This window comes from Pseudomonas sp. TJI-51 (assembly GCF_000190455.2).
Classification (GTDB): Bacteria; Pseudomonadota; Gammaproteobacteria; order Pseudomonadales; family Pseudomonadaceae; genus Aquipseudomonas; species Aquipseudomonas juntendi.
The window spans coordinates 25,428-46,149 of record NZ_AEWE02000079.1 but is presented as its reverse complement, the minus strand read 5'-3'; the positions used below and the strand labels follow the sequence as shown (position 1 = coordinate 46,149).

Sequence of the window (20,722 nt, the reverse complement as noted above, 5' to 3'; positions counted from 1 at the left end):
GGCCATCAGGTCGTCAGCGTTCGCAGCAGGTTCTTGTAGTCCTCGCGGATATCCGCGTCGGATTCCTTCAATTCGTTGATCTTGCGGCAGGCGTGCAGCACGGTCGTATGGTCGCGCCCGCCAAACATGTCGCCGATTTCCGGCAAGCTATGGTTGGTCAGCTCTTTGGACAGCGCCATGGCCACCTGGCGAGGGCGCGCCACGGAACGCGAGCGTCGCTTGGACAGCAAATCGGAGATCTTGATCTTGTAGTATTCGGCGACGGTACGCTGAATGTTATCCACACTGACCAGCTTGTCCTGCAGGGCCAGAAGGTCCTTCAGCGATTCGCGGATCAGCTCGATGGTGATATCGCGCCCCATGAAATGCGAGTGAGCGATCACCCGCTTCAGCGCACCTTCCAGTTCGCGAACGTTGGAACGGATACGCTGGGCGATGAAGAACGCTGCATCATGCGGCAGTTCGACCTTGGCCTGGTCAGCCTTCTTCATGAGGATGGCTACACGCGTCTCCAGCTCTGGCGGCTCTACGGCAACCGTGAGGCCCCAGCCAAAGCGCGACTTCAAGCGCTCTTCCAGGCCTTCGATCTCTTTGGGGTAGCGGTCGGAGGTCAGGATGACCTGCTGGCCACCCTCAAGCAGCGCGTTGAAGGTGTGGAAGAATTCTTCCTGGGAGCGCTCCTTGCGGGCAAAGAACTGGATATCGTCAATCAGCAGCGCATCTACCGAACGGTAGAAACGCTTGAATTCGTTGATGGCATTGAGCTGCAGCGCCTTGACCATGTCTGCGACGAAGCGCTCCGAATGCAGGTACACAACCTTGGCGTTCGGGTTCTTCTTCAGCAGGTGGTTACCCACAGCATGCATAAGGTGGGTTTTACCCAGACCCACACCGCCATAAAGGAACAACGGGTTGTAGCCATGCTTGGGGTTGTCTGCGACCTGCCAGGCCGCTGCGCGCGCCAGCTGGTTCGACTTACCCTCGACAAAGGTATCGAAGGTGAAGGTTCGGTTCAGATAGCTGGTGTGCTTGAGCGCACCTTCAACCTGTACGGTGCGCTGTTCGGCCCTGCCACTGGTGGCTGGCGCAGCGGCCGGCTCAGCCATGGCATCGAAGCTGTCGCGCGAAGACGGCTCGGCCATTTCATCCATCGGCACAGATTCGGTAACCGTTACTGCTGCAGGTTCGAGTGTGGCCGCAGCAGGCGCAGCCTTGAGGGTCTGGCTTTTGGCCTGGGTCTGCGCCTGTGAAGCGGCGACCGCAGCACTGACCGGCGCGTTGGGCGCGGCGCGCGGGGCCGAGCTGCGGCGGCTGCCTATTAATAAGGAAAGGGCAGGTGCTATGCCGCTGCCGTTCTCGCCCAACAATTCGAGCAAGCGGCCCAGGTACTTTTCATTGACCCAATCGAGAACGAAACGGTTAGGCGCATAGACGCGCAACTCGTCGCCTTCGGCTTCGACCTGTAGCGGACGGATCCAGGTGTTGAATTGCTGGGCAGGCAGTTCATCGCGCAGAAGCTCCACGCACTGCTGCCAAAGTTCCACTGACACGGATATCCCCTGAGTTTGAAAGCCGGATGAGGCAAAAACAAACCGCCATTGTACCGGTCGAGCGTCCAGTTATCCACATGTGGACACATGAGTAACCATGACAAATCAGCCATTTATCGACCAGATTGGCATGAAGGCGGTGTTGATAAGCTCTGTGGATAACCCGCCATGAGGGCTATGCACAACCCTGGGTTCTAGCCTGTGGATAATCCACCTGTGTATAACAGGCGATTTAATCCACAGGTTGCGACCACCTACGAAACAAGCGCAGCACGGGTTCAGAACATACTTATGAAACGCTGTACATCCCATTAACCGTGGCCTGAAGTAGGTTATCCACAGAAAGTTATCCACCTAAGCTTTATAGGTTTATCAGAAAAGCTTTTTATATCTCTCTTCTTTTTTTTCATGTTGTCCCCAACGCGTACCTTCGATCAAGCACCCTGGGGTCATGGCCGAGCAGTTGCCGTCCATCACATGCTCTATAGGGAAAGACTGGTTGGAAATTGACCTACGGGCTTGCTTTCTCTAGAATCGCCGGTCTCGTAAAAAGGGGGCCATCCCGGCCCGTCGTCGACAAACCAGGTAACACGCCATGAAACGTACTTTCCAACCAAGCACCATCAAGCGCGCGCGCACTCACGGTTTCCGTGCCCGTATGGCTACCAAGAACGGCCGCGCTGTTCTGTCGCGTCGTCGTGCCAAAGGCCGTAAGCGTCTGGCCATTTGATTTTTCGGCACAGGTGGTGAGTCAGGACTTCAGTCGGGAAAAGCGACTGCTTACACCCCGGCATTTCAAAGCGGTCTTCGACTCCCCAACCGGCAAGGTTCCAGGGAAAAACCTGCTGATCCTTGCTCGCGAGAACGGCCTCGATCACCCACGGCTGGGCCTGGTGATCGGCAAGAAAAGCGTCAAACTCGCCGTTCAACGCAATCGCCTCAAGCGCTTGATGCGCGATTCCTTTCGTCTGAACCAGCAGTCACTCGCCGGCCTGGACATCGTGATCGTCGCGCGCAAGGGATTGGGTGAAGTAGAAAACCCGGAATTGCACCAACACTTTGGCAAACTCTGGAAACGCCTGGCGCGCTCCCGCCCAGCACCAGTAGTCACCGCCAATTGCGCAGGGGTAGACAGCCAAGATGCGTAAACTGGCGCTCGTTCCGATCCAGTTTTACCGTTACGCCATTAGTCCTCTGATGGCCAGCCACTGTCGTTTCTTCCCCAGCTGCTCCTGTTACGCCTACGAAGCCATCGAAAATCATGGCTTGTGGCGTGGTGGGTGGCTGGCTGTTCGTCGCCTGGGGCGTTGTCATCCGTGGAATGCAGGCGGTTTCGACCCCGTTCCACCCGCTCCTTCCTCCCGAACTTCTTCGATAGCCGAGTAATCATGGATATTAAACGCACGATCCTGATCGCCGCGCTGGCAGTCGTGTCCTACGTCATGGTCCTGAAGTGGAACGATGACTACGGCCAAGCTGCCTTGCCGACTCAGAATACTGCTGCCAGCACTGTTGCGCCGGGCTTGCCCGATGGCGTGCCGGCCGGTAACAACGGTGCCAGCGCCGATGTACCGAGCGCCAACGCCGACTCCAGCCCTGCCGAACTGGCACCGGTCGCACTCAGCAAGGACCTGATCCGCGTCAAGACCGACGTCCTTGAGCTGGCTATCGACCCGGTTGGTGGTGACATCGTCCAGCTTAACCTGCCGAAATACCCCCGCCGCCAGGACCACCCGGACATCCCGTTCCAGTTGTTCGACAATGGTGGTGAGCGTGTCTACCTGGCACAAAGTGGCCTGACCGGCGCCAACGGCCCGGATGCCCGCGCCAGCGGCCGCCCACTGTATGCCGCCGAGCAGAAAAGCTACCAACTGGCTGACGGCCAGCAGCAACTGGTGGTCGACCTGAAGTTCAGCGACAACGGCGTCAACTACATCAAGCGCTTCAGCTTCAAGCGCGGTGAGTACGACCTGAATGTCAGCTACCTGATCGACAACCAGAGCAGCCAGCCGTGGAGCGGCAACATGTTTGCCCAGCTCAAGCGTGACGCCAGCGGCGATCCGTCTTCGAGCACTGCGACCGGCACCGCCACCTACCTGGGTGCAGCCCTGTGGACAGCTTCCGAGCCTTACAAAAAGGTCTCGATGAAGGACATGGACAAGGGCAATTTGAAAGAAAATGTGTCTGGTGGCTGGGTAGCCTGGCTGCAGCACTACTTCGTGACCGCGTGGATCCCGGCCAAGTCGGACAACAACGTTGTTCAGACGCGCAAGGACAGCCAGGGCAACTACATCATCGGCTACACCGGCCCGGCACTGAACGTACCTGCCGGTGGCAAGGTTGAAACCAGCGCCATGCTGTATGCCGGTCCGAAGATCCAGTCCAAGCTCAAGGAATTGTCCCCAGGCCTGGAACTGACCGTCGACTACGGCTTCCTGTGGTTCATCGCCCAGCCGATCTTCTGGCTGCTGCAACATATCCACAGCCTGCTGGGCAACTGGGGCTGGTCGATCATCGTGCTGACCATGCTGATCAAAGGCCTGTTCTTCCCGTTGTCGGCTGCCAGCTACCGTTCCATGGCGCGCATGCGTGCCGTTGCACCGAAACTCGCCGCGTTGAAAGAGCGCTTCGGTGATGATCGCCAGAAGATGTCCCAGGCGATGATGGAGCTGTACAAGAAAGAGAAGATCAACCCGTTGGGCGGCTGCCTGCCGATCCTGGTGCAGATGCCGGTGTTCCTGGCCCTGTACTGGGTGCTGCTGGAAAGCGTTGAAATGCGCCAGGCGCCATGGATGCTGTGGATTACCGACCTGTCGATCAAGGATCCGTTCTTCATCCTGCCGATCATCATGGGCGCCACCATGTTCATCCAGCAACGCCTGAACCCAACGCCGCCGGATCCGATGCAGGCCAAGGTGATGAAAATGATGCCGATCATCTTCACCTTCTTCTTCCTGTGGTTCCCAGCGGGTCTGGTGCTGTACTGGGTTGTGAACAACTGCTTGTCGATTTCGCAGCAGTGGTACATCACACGTCGCATCGAAGCAGCCACGAAAAAAGCTGCTGCCTGACGGGCTGCTACGCTAGCCTGTGAATAAAAACGCCCCCTAGTGGGGCGTTTTTGCTATCTGTCGTTATTGTCGTAGAGGCTTTCGAGCATGAACATTGTGCGTGAAACCATCGCAGCCATCGCCACCGCCCAGGGCCGCGGCGGGGTGGGGATTGTCAGGTTGTCCGGGCCCCTGGCCGCCAAGGCTGGGCAATTGATCACCGGCCGTACGCTTACCCCGCGCCACGCCCATTACGGCCCCTTCCGCGATGAGGACGGGCTGGTACTGGACGAAGGGATCGCGTTGTTCTTCCCCGGGCCCAATTCGTTCACCGGCGAGGACGTGCTTGAGCTGCAGGGCCACGGTGGCCCGGTGGTGCTGGATATGCTGCTGCAGCGCTGTGTACAAGTTGGCTGTCGGCTGGCCCGCCCAGGTGAGTTCAGCGAGCGCGCATTCCTCAACGACAAGCTCGACCTGGCGCAGGCCGAAGCTATTGCCGACCTGATCGAGGCCAGCTCCAGCCAGGCGGCCCGCAACGCCCTGCGCTCGCTGCAGGGCGAGTTCTCCAAGCGTGTGCATGGTTTGACCGAGGCGTTGATCGCATTGCGCATCTACGTCGAGGCAGCGATCGACTTCCCTGAAGAAGAGATCGACTTCCTCGCCGACGGCCACGTGCTTTCGATGCTCGATACCGTACGCCGAGAGTTATCCACCGTGCAGCGCGAGGCCGGGCAGGGTGCATTGCTGCGCGACGGCATGACGGTGGTTATCGCCGGCAGGCCCAATGCCGGTAAATCCAGCCTGCTGAACCAGCTGGCCGGGCGCGAAGCGGCGATCGTCACCGACATTGCCGGCACCACACGGGATATTTTGCGCGAACATATCCACATTGATGGCATGCCGCTGCATGTGGTGGACACCGCCGGGTTGCGGGCCACCGATGACCATGTGGAAAAGATTGGTGTGGAACGGGCGCTGAAGGCCATTGGCGAGGCTGACCGGGTATTGCTGGTGGTCGACTCCACAGCGCCCGAAGCCAGCGACCCGTTTGCCCTGTGGCCAGAGTTTCTCGACCAGCGGCCAGACCCGGCGAAGGTTACGCTGATCCGTAACAAGGCAGACCTGAGTGGCGAGCGGGTAGGGCTGGAACAAAGCGATGATGGCCACGTCACGATCACCCTCAGCGCCAAGGGCAATGACGCAGGCCTGCAGCTGCTACGCGACCACCTGAAGGCCTGCATGGGTTATGAACAGACTGCCGAGAGCGGTTTCAGCGCCCGCAGGCGCCACCTGGAAGCGTTGCGCCAGGCCAGTGAGCACTTGGAGCATGGCCGCGCACAACTGACCCTGGCGGGCGCGGGAGAGCTGTTGGCGGAAGACCTGCGTCAGGCCCAGCATGCGTTGGGCGAGATCACCGGGGCACTCAGTTCGGATGATTTGCTGGGGCGGATCTTCTCCAGCTTCTGTATTGGCAAATAATCCACAGCCGGGCACTGCCAATGGCCGCTTCTTCGGGAGCGGCTTTTTTTTGCCTGGAATTCACGCATCTGCCGTGCCGGCCTGCCAGCACCCACAAGCTTCCTGCTTGCCATGCTTGTTCCGCCCTCCTGTGGGAAAGGGTTTACCTGCCAGAAGGCCAGTACAGGCTCACAATTTTTCATACACAAGCTTGGAAATGCGTTCAGGAGCCCTGTGGAAAACCCGCCTTCAGCACCGTTGATAAGCATGCTTTTTTTCTGAGGACCAAACCCCCTGTGGGTAAACAGGCATTTAATCCACAGGCTAAATCACGTTATCCATACCCCTCAGGCCACTCCAACCACAGGGTTTAATTTCTCTGTACATTACGTAATTCAAAGCCTGCAAAGGTTTATCCACAGATAAGGCTGTGCATAAGAATAAACATAAAAACAAAGCTTTTATAAATTTCTCTTCTTTGATTTCTGTTGTGTGCCACTCATCCACAGACTGGTCAAAATTTGCTCAGACGGTTTCTTTAAGGGGGGGTAAGTCCCTATACTTGTCGGCTTACCTTCTCTATTCGCAAAAACAGGCACGAGGTGCGTGGTGGATTTCCCTTCCCGTTTTGAAGTGATCGTCATCGGCGGCGGCCATGCCGGTACCGAGGCTGCGCTTGCGTCAGCACGCATGGGTGTGAAAACCCTGCTGTTGACCCATAACGTGGAAACCCTCGGTCACATGAGCTGCAACCCCGCTATCGGCGGTATCGGCAAAAGCCATCTGGTCAAAGAGATCGATGCCCTTGGCGGCGCCATGGCGTTGGCTACCGACAAGAGCGGCATCCAGTTCCGCGTTCTGAATAACCGCAAAGGTCCAGCTGTACGGGCAACCCGTGCCCAGGCCGACCGCGCCATCTACAAGGCGGTGGTTCGAGAAATCCTGGAGAACCAGCCAAACCTGTGGATATTCCAGCAGTCCTGCGATGACCTGATCGTCGAGCAGGATCAGGTCAAAGGCGTGGTGACCCAGATGGGTCTGCGTTTCTTTGCCGAATCGGTGGTACTGACCACCGGTACCTTCCTTGGCGGCCTGATCCACATCGGCTTGCAAAACCATTCAGGTGGTCGTGCCGGTGATCCGCCTTCGATCGCGCTGGCACACCGTATGCGCGAGCTACCACTGCGCGTGGGCCGCTTGAAAACGGGTACGCCACCACGTATCGACGGTCGTTCGGTGGATTTTTCGGTCATGACCGAGCAACCAGGCGATACGCCCATACCGGTGATGTCGTTCATGGGCAATGCCGAAATGCACCCGCGCCAAGTCAGTTGCTGGATTACCCATACCAACGCGCGTACCCACGAGATCATTGCCTCGAACCTCGACCGCTCGCCCATGTATTCGGGCGTGATCGAAGGTGTGGGCCCGCGCTACTGCCCATCGATCGAAGACAAGATCCACCGGTTCGCCGACAAGGAAAGCCACCAGGTGTTCATCGAGCCCGAGGGCTTGACCACCCATGAGCTGTACCCGAACGGTATTTCCACGTCGCTGCCGTTCGACGTGCAGCTGGAACTGGTCCGTTCGATCCGTGGCATGGAAAACGCCCACATCGTGCGCCCTGGCTATGCCATCGAGTACGACTACTTCGACCCGCGTGACCTCAAGTACAGCCTCGAGACCAAAGTCATCGGCGGCTTGTTCTTCGCCGGCCAGATCAATGGCACCACCGGTTACGAAGAAGCCGGCGCCCAGGGCCTGCTGGCCGGGACCAACGCCGCGTTGCGGGCACAAGGCCGTGACAGCTGGTGCCCTCGCCGTGACGAGGCCTACATCGGCGTACTGGTCGACGACCTGATTACCCTGGGCACCCAGGAGCCGTACCGTATGTTTACGTCGCGTGCCGAGTACCGGCTGATTCTGCGCGAAGACAACGCCGACCTGCGTCTGACCGAAAAGGGCCGTGAACTGGGCCTGATCGATGACCAGCGCTGGGCGGCCTTCTGCGCCAAGCGCGACGGTATCGAGCGCGAGGAGCAGCGCCTGAAGTCGACCTGGGTACGACCCAATACCGAACAAGGCCAAGCCATTGTGGATAAGTTCGGCACGCCGCTCAGCCACGAGTACAGCTTGCTCAACCTTCTGGCCCGCCCGGAAATCGACTACGCCGGCCTGATCGAGGCCACCGGCGGTGAGGCAATCGATCCACAGGTCGCCGAACAGGTCGAGATTCGCACCAAGTACGCCGGTTACATCGATCGCCAGCAGGATGAGATCGCTCGCCTGCGTGCCAGCGAGGACACCCGGTTGCCTGTGGATATCGACTACACGACCATTTCCGGCCTGTCGAAGGAGATCCAGGGCAAGCTGGGCCAGACCCGCCCGGAAACCCTGGGCCAGGCATCGCGCATTCCAGGCGTGACCCCGGCGGCGATTTCCCTGTTGCTGATTCACTTGAAAAAACGCGGCGCTGGCCGCGAATTGGAGCAAAGCGCTTGAGTGCCCTGGTTACCCCGCAACATGCTGAAGAGTTGTCCACAGGTGCGCGGCAGCTTGGTGTAGAACTGAGTGCCGAGCAGCATGAAAAACTGCTCGGCTACCTGGCCTTGTTGATCAAATGGAACAAAGCCTACAACCTGACCGCCGTGCGCGACCCAGACGAGATGGTTTCGCGGCATCTGCTCGACAGTCTGAGCGTCATGGCGTTTATCCACAGCGCGCGGGACAACTGGCTGGATGTCGGCAGTGGTGGTGGCATGCCTGGTATTCCTTTGGCTATCCTGCACCCGCACAAGCGGGTGACCGTGCTCGATGCCAATGGCAAGAAAACCCGCTTCCTGACCCAGGTGAAAATGGAACTCAAGCTAGACAACCTCACGGTTATCCACAGCCGGGTCGAGGCGTTCCAACCTGCACAACCGTTCGATGGGATCATCTCCCGTGCCTTCAGCAGCATGGAGAACTTCACCAACTGGACCCGCCACCTGGGCGACACCGGGACGCAATGGCTTGCAATGAAGGGGCTGCATCCTGCCGATGAACTGGTAGCATTGCCCGCAGACTTCACAGTGGAAAGCGAACAGGCCCTGACCGTTCCAGGTTGCCAGGGCCAGCGCCATCTGCTGATACTGCGCCGCAAGGCATGACTGGGAACACGCGCATCAATGGCTAAGGTATTCGCAATCGCGAACCAGAAAGGTGGTGTAGGCAAGACCACCACCTGTATCAATCTCGCCGCCTCGCTGGCCGCAACCAAGCGTCGTGTGCTGCTGATCGACCTCGATCCGCAGGGCAACGCCACCATGGGCAGCGGTGTGGACAAACACGAACTCGAGCACTCGGTCTACGACCTGCTGATCGGGGAGTGCGACCTGGCCCAGGCCATGCATTACTCCGAGCACGGTGGTTTTCAGCTGCTGCCGGCCAACCGCGACCTGACCGCCGCCGAAGTGGTGCTGCTGGAAATGCAGGTCAAGGAAAGCCGCCTGCGCAACGCGCTGGCGCCCATCCGTGACAACTACGACTACATCCTGATCGATTGCCCGCCGTCGCTGTCGATGCTTACGCTCAACGCCCTGGTCGCAGCCGATGGCGTGATCATCCCCATGCAGTGCGAGTACTACGCACTGGAGGGTCTCAGTGACCTTGTGGATAACATCAAGCGCATCGCTGCCCGGCTGAACCCGGAGCTGAAGATCGAGGGCTTGCTGCGGACCATGTACGATCCCCGCCTGAGCCTGAACAACGATGTGTCGGCCCAGCTCAAGGAGCACTTCGGGCCCCAGCTTTACGACACGGTCATTCCGCGCAACATTCGCCTGGCCGAGGCGCCCAGCTTCGGCATGCCGGCCCTGGCCTACGACAAGCAATCGCGTGGCGCCCTGGCTTATCTGGCGCTGGCTGGGGAACTGGTTCGCCGGCAACGCCGTCAGTCGCGCACTGCACAGACAACTTAAGGAATCCGTATGGCCGTCAAGAAACGGGGTCTCGGACGTGGGTTGGATGCACTGCTCAGTGGTCCTACCGTGAGCGCGCTCGAAGAGCAGGCTGTGAAGATCGACCAAAAGGAGCTTCAGCACCTGCCGGTCGAACTGATCCAGCGTGGCAAATATCAGCCACGCCGGGACATGGACCCACAGGCGCTGGAAGAACTTGCCCACTCGATTCGCAACCATGGGGTGATGCAACCGATCGTGGTGCGCCCGATCGGCGATAACCGCTACGAGATCATTGCCGGTGAGCGCCGTTGGCGTGCCACCCAGCAGGCCGGCCTGGACACCATCCCGGCCATGGTCCGCGAAGTGGCCGACGAGGCCGCCATCGCCATGGCACTGATCGAGAACATCCAGCGTGAAGACCTCAACCCGCTGGAAGAGGCGCTGGCCCTGCAGCGGCTGCAGCAGGAGTTCGAACTGACTCAGCAACAGGTGGCCGATGCGGTCGGCAAGTCGCGGGTCACCGTGGCCAACCTGCTGCGCCTGATTACCTTGCCAGAGGCGATCAAGACCATGCTCGCCCACGGCGACCTGGAAATGGGTCATGCCCGCGCATTGCTCGGGTTGGATGAGAATCGCCAGGAAGAGGGGGCGCGTCATGTTGTCGCACGTGGCCTCACCGTGCGCCAAACTGAAGCACTGGTTCGCCAGTGGCTCAGCGACAAGCCTGAACCGGCCGAACCGGGCAAACCTGATCCGGATATCGCGCGCCTTGAACAGCGGCTCGCAGAGCGCCTGGGCTCGGCTGTGCAGATTCGCCACGGCAACAAGGGCAAAGGCCAATTGGTTATTCGCTACAACTCGCTTGACGAGTTGCAAGGTGTGCTTGCACACATCCGCTGAAACAATTGCTGTTGTAGCGGGCAGTCGGAAATCACTACCGAAGAGTTGAATAGGGGTTAAACCACCCCTATACTCTGCGCGCATTTTGTCGGCACAAATTATGCCAAGTCATCACTGACTTGTTGGTCGACTTCCGAGGAGCAGTTGTGATGGAAATCCGCACGCCAAACCGCCTGCCTTTCCATCGCTGGGCGGTTTTTCCGGTACTGCTGGCTCAATTTGTCGTATTCCTGCTGGCGACCCTGGTGTTGTGGCAGTGGAAAGGGGCGGTCAGTGGATATTCAGGCCTTTGCGGAGGTTTGATTGCCTGGCTGCCCAACGTGTATTTCGCCTGGAAGGCTTTTCGCTTTAGCGGAGCTCGGGCGGCACAAGCCATCGTCAAGTCGTTCTACGCTGGCGAGGCAGGCAAGATGATTTTGACGGCAGTGCTTTTTGCACTGACCTTCGCAGGAGTGAAGCCACTGGCGCCGCTAGCAGTATTCGGCGTCTTCGTGTTGACCCTTTTGGTCAGCTGGTTCGCGCCCCTGCTGATGAATAAAAGACTTTCGAGACCTTAGGGCGTTTGAGGCAACCATGGCAGCAGAAACCGCTTCGGGCTATATCCAGCACCACTTGCAGAACCTGACCTACGGTCAACTACCAGACGGCAGCTGGGGCTTTGCCCATTCGGCTGCAGAAGCCAAGGCAATGGGCTTCTGGGCGTTCCACCTGGACACCCTGGGTTGGTCCGTCGCGCTGGGTCTGATCTTCCTGTTCATCTTCCGCATGGCGGCCAAGAAGGCCACCTCCGGCCAGCCTGGCGGCCTGCAGAACTTCGTGGAAGTGATGGTCGACTTCGTCAACGGCAGCGTGAAGGACTCCTTCCACGGCCGTAGCCCGGTCATCGCACCGCTGGCGCTGACCATCTTCGTCTGGGTATTCCTGATGAACGCCGTCGACCTGGTACCGGTCGACTGGATTCCTCAGCTGGCCATCCTGATCTCCGGTGATCCGCACATTCCGTTCCGCGCCGTGTCGACCACCGACCCGAACGCGACCCTGGCCATGGCGTTCTGCGTATTCGCGCTGATCATCTTCTACAGCATCAAGGTCAAGGGCCTGGGCGGCTTCATCGGTGAGCTGACCCTGCACCCGTTCGGCAGCAAGAACATCTTCGTGCAGATCCTGCTGATTCCGGTCAACTTCCTGCTCGAATTCGTCACCCTGATCGCCAAGCCGATCTCGCTGGCACTGCGTCTGTTCGGCAACATGTATGCCGGCGAACTGGTGTTCATCCTGATCGCGGTCATGTTCGGTTCCGGCCTGCTGTGGCTGAGCGGCCTGGGTGTCGTGCTGCAATGGGCGTGGGCGGTGTTCCACATCCTGATCATCACCCTGCAAGCTTTCATCTTCATGATGCTCACCATCGTCTACCTGTCGATGGCGCACGAAGATAACCATTAAGACCGCCTGGCGTGTCTGATAGCCTTCCCCGCTCGTTTGGGGGGAGGGCTTAAAAAGTCCGCAAGGGCATGCTGTACCAAACGATTTGTTTTACCGCTTCAACTTAAAAACCTAACCAATACGACGTAAAAGTCGGGAGGAAAGATGGAAACTGTAGTTGGTCTGACCGCTATCGCTGTTGCTCTGCTGATCGGCCTGGGTGCTCTGGGTACCGCCATTGGTTTCGGCCTGCTGGGCGGCAAATTCCTGGAAGGCGCTGCTCGCCAGCCAGAAATGGTTCCAATGCTGCAGGTTAAAATGTTCATCGTTGCCGGTCTGCTCGACGCCGTAACCATGATCGGTGTTGGTATCGCTCTGTTCTTCACCTTCGCGAATCCGTTCGTTGGTCAAATCGCCGGCTAATCACTCGTAACCACGAGTTGATAGCTGTGATGAACCAAAGACCGAGCGAGGTGTTGGCGTGAATATTAATGCAACCCTGATTGGCCAATCCGTTGCCTTCTTGATTTTTGTACTCTTCTGCATGAAGTACGTATGGCCTCCGGTCATCACTGCTCTGCAAGAGCGCCAAAAGAAGATTGCCGACGGCTTGGACGCTGCCAACCGCGCAGCTCGCGACCTGGAGCTGGCCCAAGAAAAAGCGGGTCAGCAACTGCGTGAAGCTAAGGCACAGGCAGCCGAAATCATTGAGCAAAGCAAGAAACGCGCTGCTCAGCTTGTCGAGGAAGCCCGTGAACAGGCCCGCGTCGAAGCTGACCGTGTGAAGGCTCAGGCTCTGGCCGAGATCGAACAGGAACTGAACAGTGCTAAAGACGCCCTGCGTGCCCAAGTGGGTGCCCTGGCCGTTGGCGGTGCTGAAAAGATCCTTGGCGCCACAATCGATCAAAACGCGCATGCGGAGCTGGTTAACAAACTGGCCGCTGAAATTTAAGCGAGGGCGATCATGGCAGAACTGACCACGTTGGCCCGACCTTACGCTAAGGCTGCCTTTGAGCACGCCCAGGCCCATCAGCAACTGGCCAATTGGTCAGCCATGCTCGGCCTGGCTGCTGCGGTGTCGCAAGACGACACCATGCAGCGCCTGCTCAAGGCCCCGCGACTGACGAGCGCAGAAAAGGCCGCCACGTTCATTGACGTGTGCGGTGACAAGTTCAATGCACAGGCACAGAATTTCATTCATGTTGCCGCGGAAAACGACCGTCTCCTGCTTCTGCCGGAGATTGCCGCCCTGTTCGACCTGTACAAGGCCGAGCAAGAGAAATCCGTGGACGTGGAAGTCACCAGTGCCTTCGCGTTGAACCAAGAACAGCAAGACAAACTCGCCAAGGTTCTCAGTGCACGGTTAGGCCAGGAAGTGCGCCTGCACGCGTCGGAGGATGCCAGCCTGATTGGCGGCGTCGTCATCCGCGCAGGTGACCTGGTAATCGATGGCTCTGTTCGCGGCAAAATCGCGAAACTGGCCGAAGCATTGAAATCTTGAGTTTGAAGGGGCAGCAGAGCAATGCAGCAACTCAATCCTTCCGAAATTAGTGAAATCATCAAGGGCCGCATCGACAACCTCGATGTGAGCTCCCAAGCCCGTAACGAAGGTACCGTTGTTTCGGTATCCGACGGTATCGTGCGGATCCACGGTCTGGCCGACGTCATGTACGGCGAAATGATCGAGTTCCCTGGTAGCGTCTACGGTATGGCCCTGAACCTGGAGCAAGACTCCGTAGGTGCAGTGATCCTGGGTGCCTATGACACCCTCGCCGAAGGCATGAGCGCCAAGTGCACCGGCCGCATCCTGGAAGTTCCTGTTGGTAAGGAACTGCTGGGTCGCGTCGTTGACGCACTGGGTAACCCGATCGATGGCAAAGGTCCGCTGGGCAACACCCAGACCGACGCGGTCGAGAAAGTGGCTCCAGGCGTGATCTGGCGTAAGTCGGTAGACCAGCCTGTACAGACTGGCTACAAGTCCGTCGACGCCATGATCCCTGTCGGCCGTGGCCAGCGCGAGCTGATCATTGGCGACCGTCAGATCGGTAAGACCGCCATGGCCATCGACGCCATCATCAACCAGAAAGACTCCGGTATTTTCTGTGTTTATGTTGCTGTCGGCCAGAAGCGCTCCACCGTTGCCAACATCGTTCGCAAGCTGGAAGAAACCGGCGCCCTGGCCAACACCATCGTGGTTGTTGCCAGTGCTTCGGAATCCGCCGCACTGCAGTTCCTGGCGCCATACGCCGGCTGCACCATGGGCGAGTTCTTCCGTGACCGCGGTGAAGACGCACTGATCGTTTACGATGACCTGTCCAAGCAGGCCGTTGCCTACCGTCAGATCTCCCTGCTGCTGCGCCGTCCACCAGGACGTGAAGCGTACCCAGGCGACGTGTTCTATCTCCACTCCCGTCTGCTGGAGCGTGCATCGCGCGTTTCGGAAGAATACGTCGAGAAGTTCACCAACGGTGCAGTCACTGGCAAGACCGGTTCCCTGACCGCCCTGCCGATCATCGAAACCCAGGCTGGCGACGTTTCCGCGTTCGTTCCGACCAACGTGATTTCCATCACCGACGGTCAGATCTTCCTGGAATCGGCCATGTTCAACTCGGGCATCCGCCCTGCAGTGAACGCCGGTGTTTCGGTATCCCGCGTAGGTGGTGCCGCTCAGACCAAGATCATCAAGAAGCTGTCCGGTGGTATTCGTACCGCTCTGGCTCAGTACCGTGAACTGGCTGCATTCGCCCAGTTCGCTTCCGATCTGGACGAAGCGACCCGCAAGCAGCTGGAGCATGGTCAGCGCGTAACCGAGCTGATGAAGCAGAAACAGTACGCGCCGATGTCCATCGCGGACATGGCTCTGTCGCTGTACGCCGCTGAGCGTGGTTTCCTGACTGACGTGGAAGTCTCCAAGGTCGGTAGCTTCGAGCAAGCACTGATCGCCTTCTTCAACCGTGATCACGCCGAACTGATGGCGAAGATCAACGTGAAGGGTGACTTCAACGACGAAATCGACGCAGGCCTGAAAGCCGGTATCGAGAAGTTCAAGGCCACCCAGACCTGGTAAGCCGCAGCGGGGGCTCCGGCCCCCGCTTGCTAACCTGATAGGTGATACATGGCAGGCGCAAAAGAGATTCGCAGTAAGATTGCGAGCATCAAAAGCACGCAAAAAATTACCAGCGCCATGGAGAAAGTGGCGGTTAGCAAGATGCGCAAGGCACAAATGCGCATGGCTGCTAGCCGTCCTTACGCGGAGCGTATCCGCCAGGTGATCGGTCATCTGGCCAACGCCAACCCGGAATACCGCCACCCGTTCATGATCGAGCGCCCTGTAAAGCGCGCCGGTTATATCGTGGTGAGCAGTGACCGTGGCTTGTGCGGTGGCTTGAACACCAACCTGTTCAAGGCCCTGGTCAAGGACATGAGCGAAAACCGCGAACAGGGCGTGGAAATCGACCTGTGCGTGATCGGCAGCAAGGGTGCGACTTTCTTCCGCATCTTTGGCGGCAACGTTGTAGCCGCGATCAGCCACCTGGGCGAAGAGCCGTCGATCAATGATCTGATCGGCTCCGTCAAAGTGATGCTGGACGCCTACATGGACGGCCGTATCGATCGCCTCTCGGTGGTTTCGAACAAGTTCATCAACACCATGACCCAAAAACCGACGGTCGAGCAATTGGTACCGTTGGTGGCAACCCCGGATCAGGAACTCAAGCACCACTGGGACTACCTGTACGAACCCGACGCAAAAGAGCTGCTGGACGGCTTGATGGTGCGTTACGTGGAGTCGCAGGTCTACCAGGCGGTGGTCGAGAACAACGCTGCTGAACAAGCAGCCCGGATGATCGCCATGAAAAACGCCACAGACAACGCCGGTGATTTGATCAAAGAGCTGCAATTGATCTACAACAAGGCGCGTCAGGCTGCGATCACCCAGGAGATCTCGGAAATCGTCGGCGGCGCTGCCGCGGTTTAACGGTTCAAAAAATCAGAGGATCCAGCTATGAGTAGCGGACGTATCGTTCAAATCATCGGCGCCGTCATCGACGTGGAATTCCCACGTGACGTCGTGCCGAGTGTTTACAACGCGCTGAAAGTACAAGGCGCGGAAACCACCCTGGAAGTTCAGCAGCAGCTGGGCGACGGCGTGGTTCGTACCATTGCGATGGGCTCGACCGAAGGCCTGAAGCGCGGTCTGGATGTCGTCGACACCGGCGCTGCCATCTCCGTTCCTGTTGGTAAGGCCACCCTGGGCCGCATCATGGACGTACTGGGCAACCCGATCGACGAAGCCGGCCCGATCGGCGAAGAAGAGCGTCGCGGTATCCACCAGCCAGCGCCTTCGTTCGCTGACCAGGCAGGCGGCAACGACCTGCTGGAAACCGGCATCAAGGTTATCGACCTGGTTTGCCCGTTTGCCAAGGGTGGTAAGGTTGGTCTGTTCGGTGGTGCCGGCGTCGGCAAGACCGTTAACATGATGGAACTGATCCGTAACATCGCCATGGAACACAGCGGTTACTCCGTGTTCGCTGGTGTGGGTGAGCGTACTCGTGAGGGTAACGACTTCTACCACGAGATGAAGGACTCCAACGTTCTCGACAAGGTAGCGCTGGTCTACGGTCAGATGAACGAGCCACCAGGAAACCGTCTGCGCGTAGCGCTGACCGGCCTGACCATGGCTGAGAAGTTCCGTGACGAAGGTAACGACGTTCTGCTGTTCGTCGACAATATCTATCGTTACACCCTGGCCGGTACCGAAGTATCCGCACTGCTGGGCCGTATGCCTTCTGCAGTAGGTTACCAGCCGACCCTGGCTGAAGAGATGGGCGTTCTGCAAGAGCGCATCACCTCCACCAAGGAAGGTTCGATCACCTCCGTTCAGGCCGTATACGTACCTGCGGACGACTTGACCGACCCGTCGCCAGCGACCACCTTCGCCCACTTGGACGCCACCGTCGTTCTGTCCCGTGACATCGCCTCCCTGGGTATCTACCCAGCGGTCGACCCACTGGACTCGACTTCGCGTCAGCTGGACCCGAACGTGATCGGCAACGAGCACTACGAGACCGCTCGTGGCGTTCAGTATGTTCTGCAGCGCTACAAAGAGCTGAAGGACATCATCGCGATCCTGGGTATGGACGAACTGTCCGAAAGCGACAAGCAACTGGTAGCCCGCGCTCGTAAGATCCAGCGCTTCCTGTCGCAGCCGTTCTTCGTGGCCGAAGTCTTCACCGGCTCGCCAGGCAAGTACGTTTCCCTGAAAGACACCATCGCTGGCTTCAGCGGCATCCTCAAAGGTGACTACGACCACCTGCCAGAACAAGCGTTCTACATGGTCGGCAGCATCGACGAAGCGATCGAGAAAGCCAAGAAACTGTAATCCCGGCGCCCCGCAAGGGGCGCTAATCAGGTTGAGGCAAGCAGATGGCTATGACAGTCCATTGCGACATCGTCAGCGCGGAAGGAGAAATCTTCTCCGGCCTGGTCGAGATGGTAGTAGCGCACGGCAACCTGGGCGATCTGGGTATCGCTCCAGGCCACGCGCCGCTGATCACCAATCTCAAGCCAGGTCCGATCACGCTGACCAAGCAGGGTGGCACTCAAGAGGTGTTCTACATCTCCGGTGGCTTCCTCGAAGTGCAGCCGAACATGGTGAAGGTTCTTGCCGACACCGTGCAACGTGCTGCCGACCTGGACGAAGCTCAGGCTCAGGAAGCCCTCAAGGCTGCCGAGAACGCGCTGAACACTAAAGGCTCGGACTTCGACTACGGCGCTGCAGCCGCACGTCTGGCCGAGGCGGCTGCTCAGCTGCGTACTGTCCAGCAAATGCGCAGAGGCAAGTAATCCGGCCCAGGCCGCTTACTGCCAGTGCGATTGAGTTAAAGGGTAGCCTCGGCTACCCTTTTTCTTTTTCCGAATTTCTATTTTGGTCACGCAGCTGACCGCCCAGGATTGGTAGCCAGTAATGTCCCTCGATATCGTTATTCTCGCCGCAGGCCAAGGCACGCGCATGCGTTCGGCGCTCCCCAAAGTGCTGCATCCGGTCGCCGGCCACTCCATGCTCGGCCATGTTATCCACAGCGCGCGCCAGCTGCAGCCGCAAGGTATTCATGTGGTCATTGGCCATGGTGCCGAACTGGTCCGCGAGCGCCTGGCCGCCGATGACCTGAATTTCGTCATGCAGGATAAACAGCTGGGTACCGGCCACGCCGTTGCACAGGCACTGCCAGCGCTGACTGCCGATACTGTGCTGGTACTGTACGGCGACGTGCCGCTGATCGAAGTGGAGACCCTGCAGCGGCTGCTGGCCAAGGCCAATGACCAGCAACTGGGCCTGCTCACGGTCACCCTCGACGACCCGACCGGCTATGGTCGCATCGTTCGCGATCAGCAAGGCAATGTCACCGCCATCGTTGAGCACAAGGATGCCAGCGAAGCGCAGAAAGCGATCAACGAAGGCAACACGGGCATTCTGGCGCTGCCAGCGGCGCGCCTGGCTGACTGGATGGGTCGTCTGTCGAACAACAACGCCCAGGGTGAGTATTACCTGACCGACGTCATCGCCATGGCGGTGGCCGATGGTTTGGTGGTGGCTACCGAGCAGCCACACGATCCAATGGAAGTGCAGGGGGCCAACGACCGTCGCCAGCTTTCCGAGCTGGAGCGCCACTACCAGTTGCGTGAAGGGCGTCGCCTGATGGCCCAGGGTGTAACCCTGCGTGACCCGGCGCGCTTCGACGTGCGCGGTGAGGTGACCGTCGGTCGTGACGTGCTGATCGACATCAACGTTGTACTCGAGGGCAAAGTGGTCATCGAGGACGATGTGCAGATCGGTCCCAACTGTGTAATCAAGAACACGACCCTGCGCAAAGGGGCTGTGGTCAAGGCCAACAGTCACCTTGAGGGTGCGGTAATGGGCGAGGGCAGCGATGCCGGCCCGTTTGCCCGCTTGCGCCCTGGCAGCGTACTGGATGCCAAAGCCCATGTGGGTAACTTTGTAGAACTGAAAAACGCTCACCTTGGAGAGGGTGCCAAGGCTGGCCACCTGACGTACCTGGGCGATGCCGAAATCGGCGCCCGTACCAACATTGGCGCAGGTACCATCACCTGCAACTACGACGGTGCCAACAAGTTCAAGACAGTGATGGGTGAGGATGTATTCATCGGTTCGAACAACTCGCTGGTAGCGCCTGTGGAAATCCAGGCCGGCGCCACGACCGCCGCCGGTTCTACCATTACGCAGGCTGTTGAAGCAGGTGATCTGGCAGTGGCCCGGGCACGCCAGCGCAACATCCCAGGTTGGAAGCGGCCGGAGAAGATCAAGAAGAGCTGATTTATCCACAGCTGCTTTCCTCGAAGCCGACCTATGTGAGTAAGTCGGCTTTTTTTGTGCCCTATGCAACCCGATGTGTGGGCGCGGCCCGTGTGGGAGCGGGCAAGCCCGCGAACACCGGCAAAGCCGGTGCTATACATGGCGGTGCCGGCTTTGCGGGCAAGTCGGATTGCCGCACCGCCGCTCCCCAAAGAAAAATTGCCGCCAGTAAAGTTATGCACAGCTTGACGAATCGCTCATCTTAGGTTTTGATTGCAATCATTATCTTTCGAAACGAAATTTAACAGATCATGTCGAAACGAAACACCCCTCAACGCCGCCACAACATCCTGGCCATGCTCAGCGAGCTGGGCGAAGTGAGTGTGGATGCCTTGGCCAAGCGTTTCGAAACCTCGGAAGTGACCATTCGTAAGGACCTTGCCGCGCTGGAGGCGAACGGCCTGCTGCTGCGCCGTTACGGCGGTGCAGTACCGGTACCGCAGGAAATGCTCAGCGAACCCGCGCAACCAGTCTCTGCCTACAAGAAGGCTATCGCCCGTGCAGCGGTGGGGCGTATACGCGAGCATGCTCGTATCATCATCGATAGCGGTAGCACGACCGCCGCTATGATTCCGGAACTGGGCCGCCAGCCCGGCCTGGTGGTGATGACCAATTCGTTGAATGTGGCTCGCGCCATCAGCGAGGTCGAGCACGAACCGGTACTGCTTATGACCGGCGGGACCTGGGACCCGCACTCCGAATCGTTCCAAGGGCAGGTCGCCGAGCAGGTCCTGCGGTCTTACGATTTCGACCAGTTGTTCATCGGTGCCGATGGCATCGACCTCGCGCGGGGCACCACCACCTTCAACGAGTTGCTTGGCCTGAGCCGGGTAATGGCTGAGGTCGCCCGCGAAGTGATCGTGATGGTCGAGTCGGACAAGGTGGGGCGCAAGATCCCCAACCTCGAGCTGCCCTGGGGCAGCGTGCATACCCTTATTACAGATGAACGCCTGCCCGCAGCGGCACGCGAACACATTCAAGCCCGCGGCATCAACCTGATCTGTGCCGCGATCAGCCAGGAGCAATAAT

General features: G+C 58.9%; 21 protein-coding genes. 20 read left to right on the top strand and 1 reads right to left on the bottom strand.

Annotated features, from left to right (window positions below):
- Positions 1-5: 5 nt before the first annotated feature.
- Positions 6-1,550 (bottom strand): chromosomal replication initiator protein DnaA, encoded by a 1,545-nt coding sequence (dnaA, locus tag G1E_RS17430; protein WP_029886847.1) that lies wholly within the window; start codon positions 1,548-1,550, stop codon positions 6-8.
- A 595-nt stretch (positions 1,551-2,145) separates the two neighbouring features.
- Between dnaA and rpmH the strand changes: the two genes are divergently transcribed.
- From rpmH to G1E_RS17340, 20 genes are all read left to right on the top strand, one after another.
- Entirely contained in the window at positions 2,146-2,280 is a 135-nt protein-coding gene (gene rpmH, locus G1E_RS27775) for a 50S ribosomal protein L34 (protein ID WP_003253163.1), read from the top strand.
- Between the two features lie 13 nt (positions 2,281-2,293).
- A complete protein-coding gene (gene rnpA, locus G1E_RS17425; RefSeq protein WP_033690744.1) occupies positions 2,294-2,698 on the top strand; it encodes a ribonuclease P protein component in 405 nt (134 codons plus the stop codon).
- On the top strand, positions 2,691-2,936 hold the full coding sequence (gene yidD / locus G1E_RS27770; protein WP_009684672.1) for a membrane protein insertion efficiency factor YidD: 246 nt from the start codon (positions 2,691-2,693) through the stop codon (positions 2,934-2,936). Before rnpA ends, yidD begins: the two co-directional genes overlap by 8 nt.
- Positions 2,937-2,938: 2 nt before the next feature.
- Entirely contained in the window at positions 2,939-4,621 is a 1,683-nt protein-coding gene (gene yidC / locus G1E_RS17420) for a membrane protein insertase YidC (RefSeq protein WP_009684671.1), read from the top strand.
- An 87-nt stretch (positions 4,622-4,708) separates the two neighbouring features.
- Positions 4,709-6,079 carry a tRNA uridine-5-carboxymethylaminomethyl(34) synthesis GTPase MnmE gene (gene mnmE, locus G1E_RS17415; RefSeq protein ID WP_009684670.1) on the top strand — a complete coding sequence of 457 codons (1,371 nt, stop codon included), beginning with the start codon at positions 4,709-4,711 and terminating at the stop codon, positions 6,077-6,079.
- A 588-nt stretch (positions 6,080-6,667) separates the two neighbouring features.
- Positions 6,668-8,560, top strand: a complete 1,893-nt coding sequence (mnmG, locus tag G1E_RS17410) for a tRNA uridine-5-carboxymethylaminomethyl(34) synthesis enzyme MnmG (RefSeq protein WP_009684669.1) — start codon at positions 6,668-6,670, stop codon at positions 8,558-8,560.
- Entirely contained in the window at positions 8,557-9,207 is a 651-nt protein-coding gene (rsmG, locus tag G1E_RS17405) for a 16S rRNA (guanine(527)-N(7))-methyltransferase RsmG (RefSeq protein ID WP_009684668.1), read from the top strand. Before mnmG ends, rsmG begins: the two co-directional genes overlap by 4 nt.
- Before the next feature lie 18 nt (positions 9,208-9,225).
- Entirely contained in the window at positions 9,226-10,017 is a 792-nt protein-coding gene (locus tag G1E_RS17400; RefSeq protein ID WP_009684667.1) for a ParA family protein, read from the top strand.
- A gap of 9 nt (positions 10,018-10,026) precedes the next feature.
- Entirely contained in the window at positions 10,027-10,899 is an 873-nt protein-coding gene (locus G1E_RS17395; protein WP_009684666.1) for a ParB/RepB/Spo0J family partition protein, read from the top strand.
- A gap of 149 nt (positions 10,900-11,048) precedes the next feature.
- Positions 11,049-11,456, top strand: a complete 408-nt coding sequence (locus G1E_RS17390) for a F0F1 ATP synthase subunit I (protein WP_009684665.1) — start codon at positions 11,049-11,051, stop codon at positions 11,454-11,456.
- A gap of 16 nt (positions 11,457-11,472) precedes the next feature.
- Positions 11,473-12,342, top strand: a complete 870-nt coding sequence (gene atpB / locus G1E_RS17385; RefSeq protein ID WP_003260030.1) for a F0F1 ATP synthase subunit A — start codon at positions 11,473-11,475, stop codon at positions 12,340-12,342.
- 144 nt (positions 12,343-12,486) lie between these two features.
- Complete coding sequence (atpE, locus tag G1E_RS17380; RefSeq protein WP_003097235.1) at positions 12,487-12,744, top strand: F0F1 ATP synthase subunit C; 258 nt, start codon at positions 12,487-12,489, stop codon at positions 12,742-12,744.
- Between the two features lie 58 nt (positions 12,745-12,802).
- Positions 12,803-13,273 (top strand): F0F1 ATP synthase subunit B, encoded by a 471-nt coding sequence (locus G1E_RS17375; protein ID WP_003253189.1) that lies wholly within the window; start codon positions 12,803-12,805, stop codon positions 13,271-13,273.
- A 12-nt stretch (positions 13,274-13,285) separates the two neighbouring features.
- A complete protein-coding gene (locus tag G1E_RS17370; protein ID WP_003253191.1) occupies positions 13,286-13,822 on the top strand; it encodes a F0F1 ATP synthase subunit delta in 537 nt (178 codons plus the stop codon).
- 21 nt (positions 13,823-13,843) lie between these two features.
- Positions 13,844-15,388 carry a F0F1 ATP synthase subunit alpha gene (gene atpA, locus G1E_RS17365; protein ID WP_009684664.1) on the top strand — a complete coding sequence of 515 codons (1,545 nt, stop codon included), beginning with the start codon at positions 13,844-13,846 and terminating at the stop codon, positions 15,386-15,388.
- A gap of 48 nt (positions 15,389-15,436) precedes the next feature.
- On the top strand, positions 15,437-16,297 hold the full coding sequence (gene atpG / locus G1E_RS17360; protein ID WP_009684663.1) for a F0F1 ATP synthase subunit gamma: 861 nt from the start codon (positions 15,437-15,439) through the stop codon (positions 16,295-16,297).
- Positions 16,298-16,324: 27 nt separating this feature from the next.
- Positions 16,325-17,701 (top strand): F0F1 ATP synthase subunit beta, encoded by a 1,377-nt coding sequence (gene atpD / locus G1E_RS17355; RefSeq protein WP_009684662.1) that lies wholly within the window; start codon positions 16,325-16,327, stop codon positions 17,699-17,701.
- 44 nt (positions 17,702-17,745) lie between these two features.
- Positions 17,746-18,165 (top strand): F0F1 ATP synthase subunit epsilon, encoded by a 420-nt coding sequence (locus tag G1E_RS17350; RefSeq protein ID WP_029886844.1) that lies wholly within the window; start codon positions 17,746-17,748, stop codon positions 18,163-18,165.
- A gap of 121 nt (positions 18,166-18,286) precedes the next feature.
- Complete coding sequence (gene glmU, locus G1E_RS17345) at positions 18,287-19,654, top strand: bifunctional UDP-N-acetylglucosamine diphosphorylase/glucosamine-1-phosphate N-acetyltransferase GlmU (RefSeq protein ID WP_009684660.1); 1,368 nt, start codon at positions 18,287-18,289, stop codon at positions 19,652-19,654.
- Between the two features lie 287 nt (positions 19,655-19,941).
- Entirely contained in the window at positions 19,942-20,721 is a 780-nt protein-coding gene (locus G1E_RS17340; RefSeq protein WP_174824181.1) for a DeoR/GlpR family DNA-binding transcription regulator, read from the top strand.
- The last annotated feature ends 1 nt before the right edge of the window (position 20,722 follow it).

What these genes read in the sequence shown, in the direction of transcription:
- rpmH (WP_003253163.1), top strand. Translation starts at nt 2,146, where the DNA reads ATGAAACGTACTTTCCAACCAAGCACCATCAAGCGCGCGCGCACTCAC.
- yidD (WP_009684672.1), top strand. Translation starts at nt 2,691, where the DNA reads ATGCGTAAACTGGCGCTCGTTCCGATCCAGTTTTACCGTTACGCCATT.
- yidC (WP_009684671.1), top strand. Translation starts at nt 2,939, where the DNA reads ATGGATATTAAACGCACGATCCTGATCGCCGCGCTGGCAGTCGTGTCC.
- mnmE (WP_009684670.1), top strand. Translation starts at nt 4,709, where the DNA reads ATGAACATTGTGCGTGAAACCATCGCAGCCATCGCCACCGCCCAGGGC.
- G1E_RS17400 (WP_009684667.1), top strand. Translation starts at nt 9,226, where the DNA reads ATGGCTAAGGTATTCGCAATCGCGAACCAGAAAGGTGGTGTAGGCAAG.
- G1E_RS17395 (WP_009684666.1), top strand. Translation starts at nt 10,027, where the DNA reads ATGGCCGTCAAGAAACGGGGTCTCGGACGTGGGTTGGATGCACTGCTC.
- G1E_RS17390 (WP_009684665.1), top strand. Translation starts at nt 11,049, where the DNA reads ATGGAAATCCGCACGCCAAACCGCCTGCCTTTCCATCGCTGGGCGGTT.
- atpB (WP_003260030.1), top strand. Translation starts at nt 11,473, where the DNA reads ATGGCAGCAGAAACCGCTTCGGGCTATATCCAGCACCACTTGCAGAAC.
- atpE (WP_003097235.1), top strand. Translation starts at nt 12,487, where the DNA reads ATGGAAACTGTAGTTGGTCTGACCGCTATCGCTGTTGCTCTGCTGATC.
- G1E_RS17370 (WP_003253191.1), top strand. Translation starts at nt 13,286, where the DNA reads ATGGCAGAACTGACCACGTTGGCCCGACCTTACGCTAAGGCTGCCTTT.
- atpA (WP_009684664.1), top strand. Translation starts at nt 13,844, where the DNA reads ATGCAGCAACTCAATCCTTCCGAAATTAGTGAAATCATCAAGGGCCGC.
- atpG (WP_009684663.1), top strand. Translation starts at nt 15,437, where the DNA reads ATGGCAGGCGCAAAAGAGATTCGCAGTAAGATTGCGAGCATCAAAAGC.
- atpD (WP_009684662.1), top strand. Translation starts at nt 16,325, where the DNA reads ATGAGTAGCGGACGTATCGTTCAAATCATCGGCGCCGTCATCGACGTG.
- G1E_RS17350 (WP_029886844.1), top strand. Translation starts at nt 17,746, where the DNA reads ATGGCTATGACAGTCCATTGCGACATCGTCAGCGCGGAAGGAGAAATC.
- glmU (WP_009684660.1), top strand. Translation starts at nt 18,287, where the DNA reads ATGTCCCTCGATATCGTTATTCTCGCCGCAGGCCAAGGCACGCGCATG.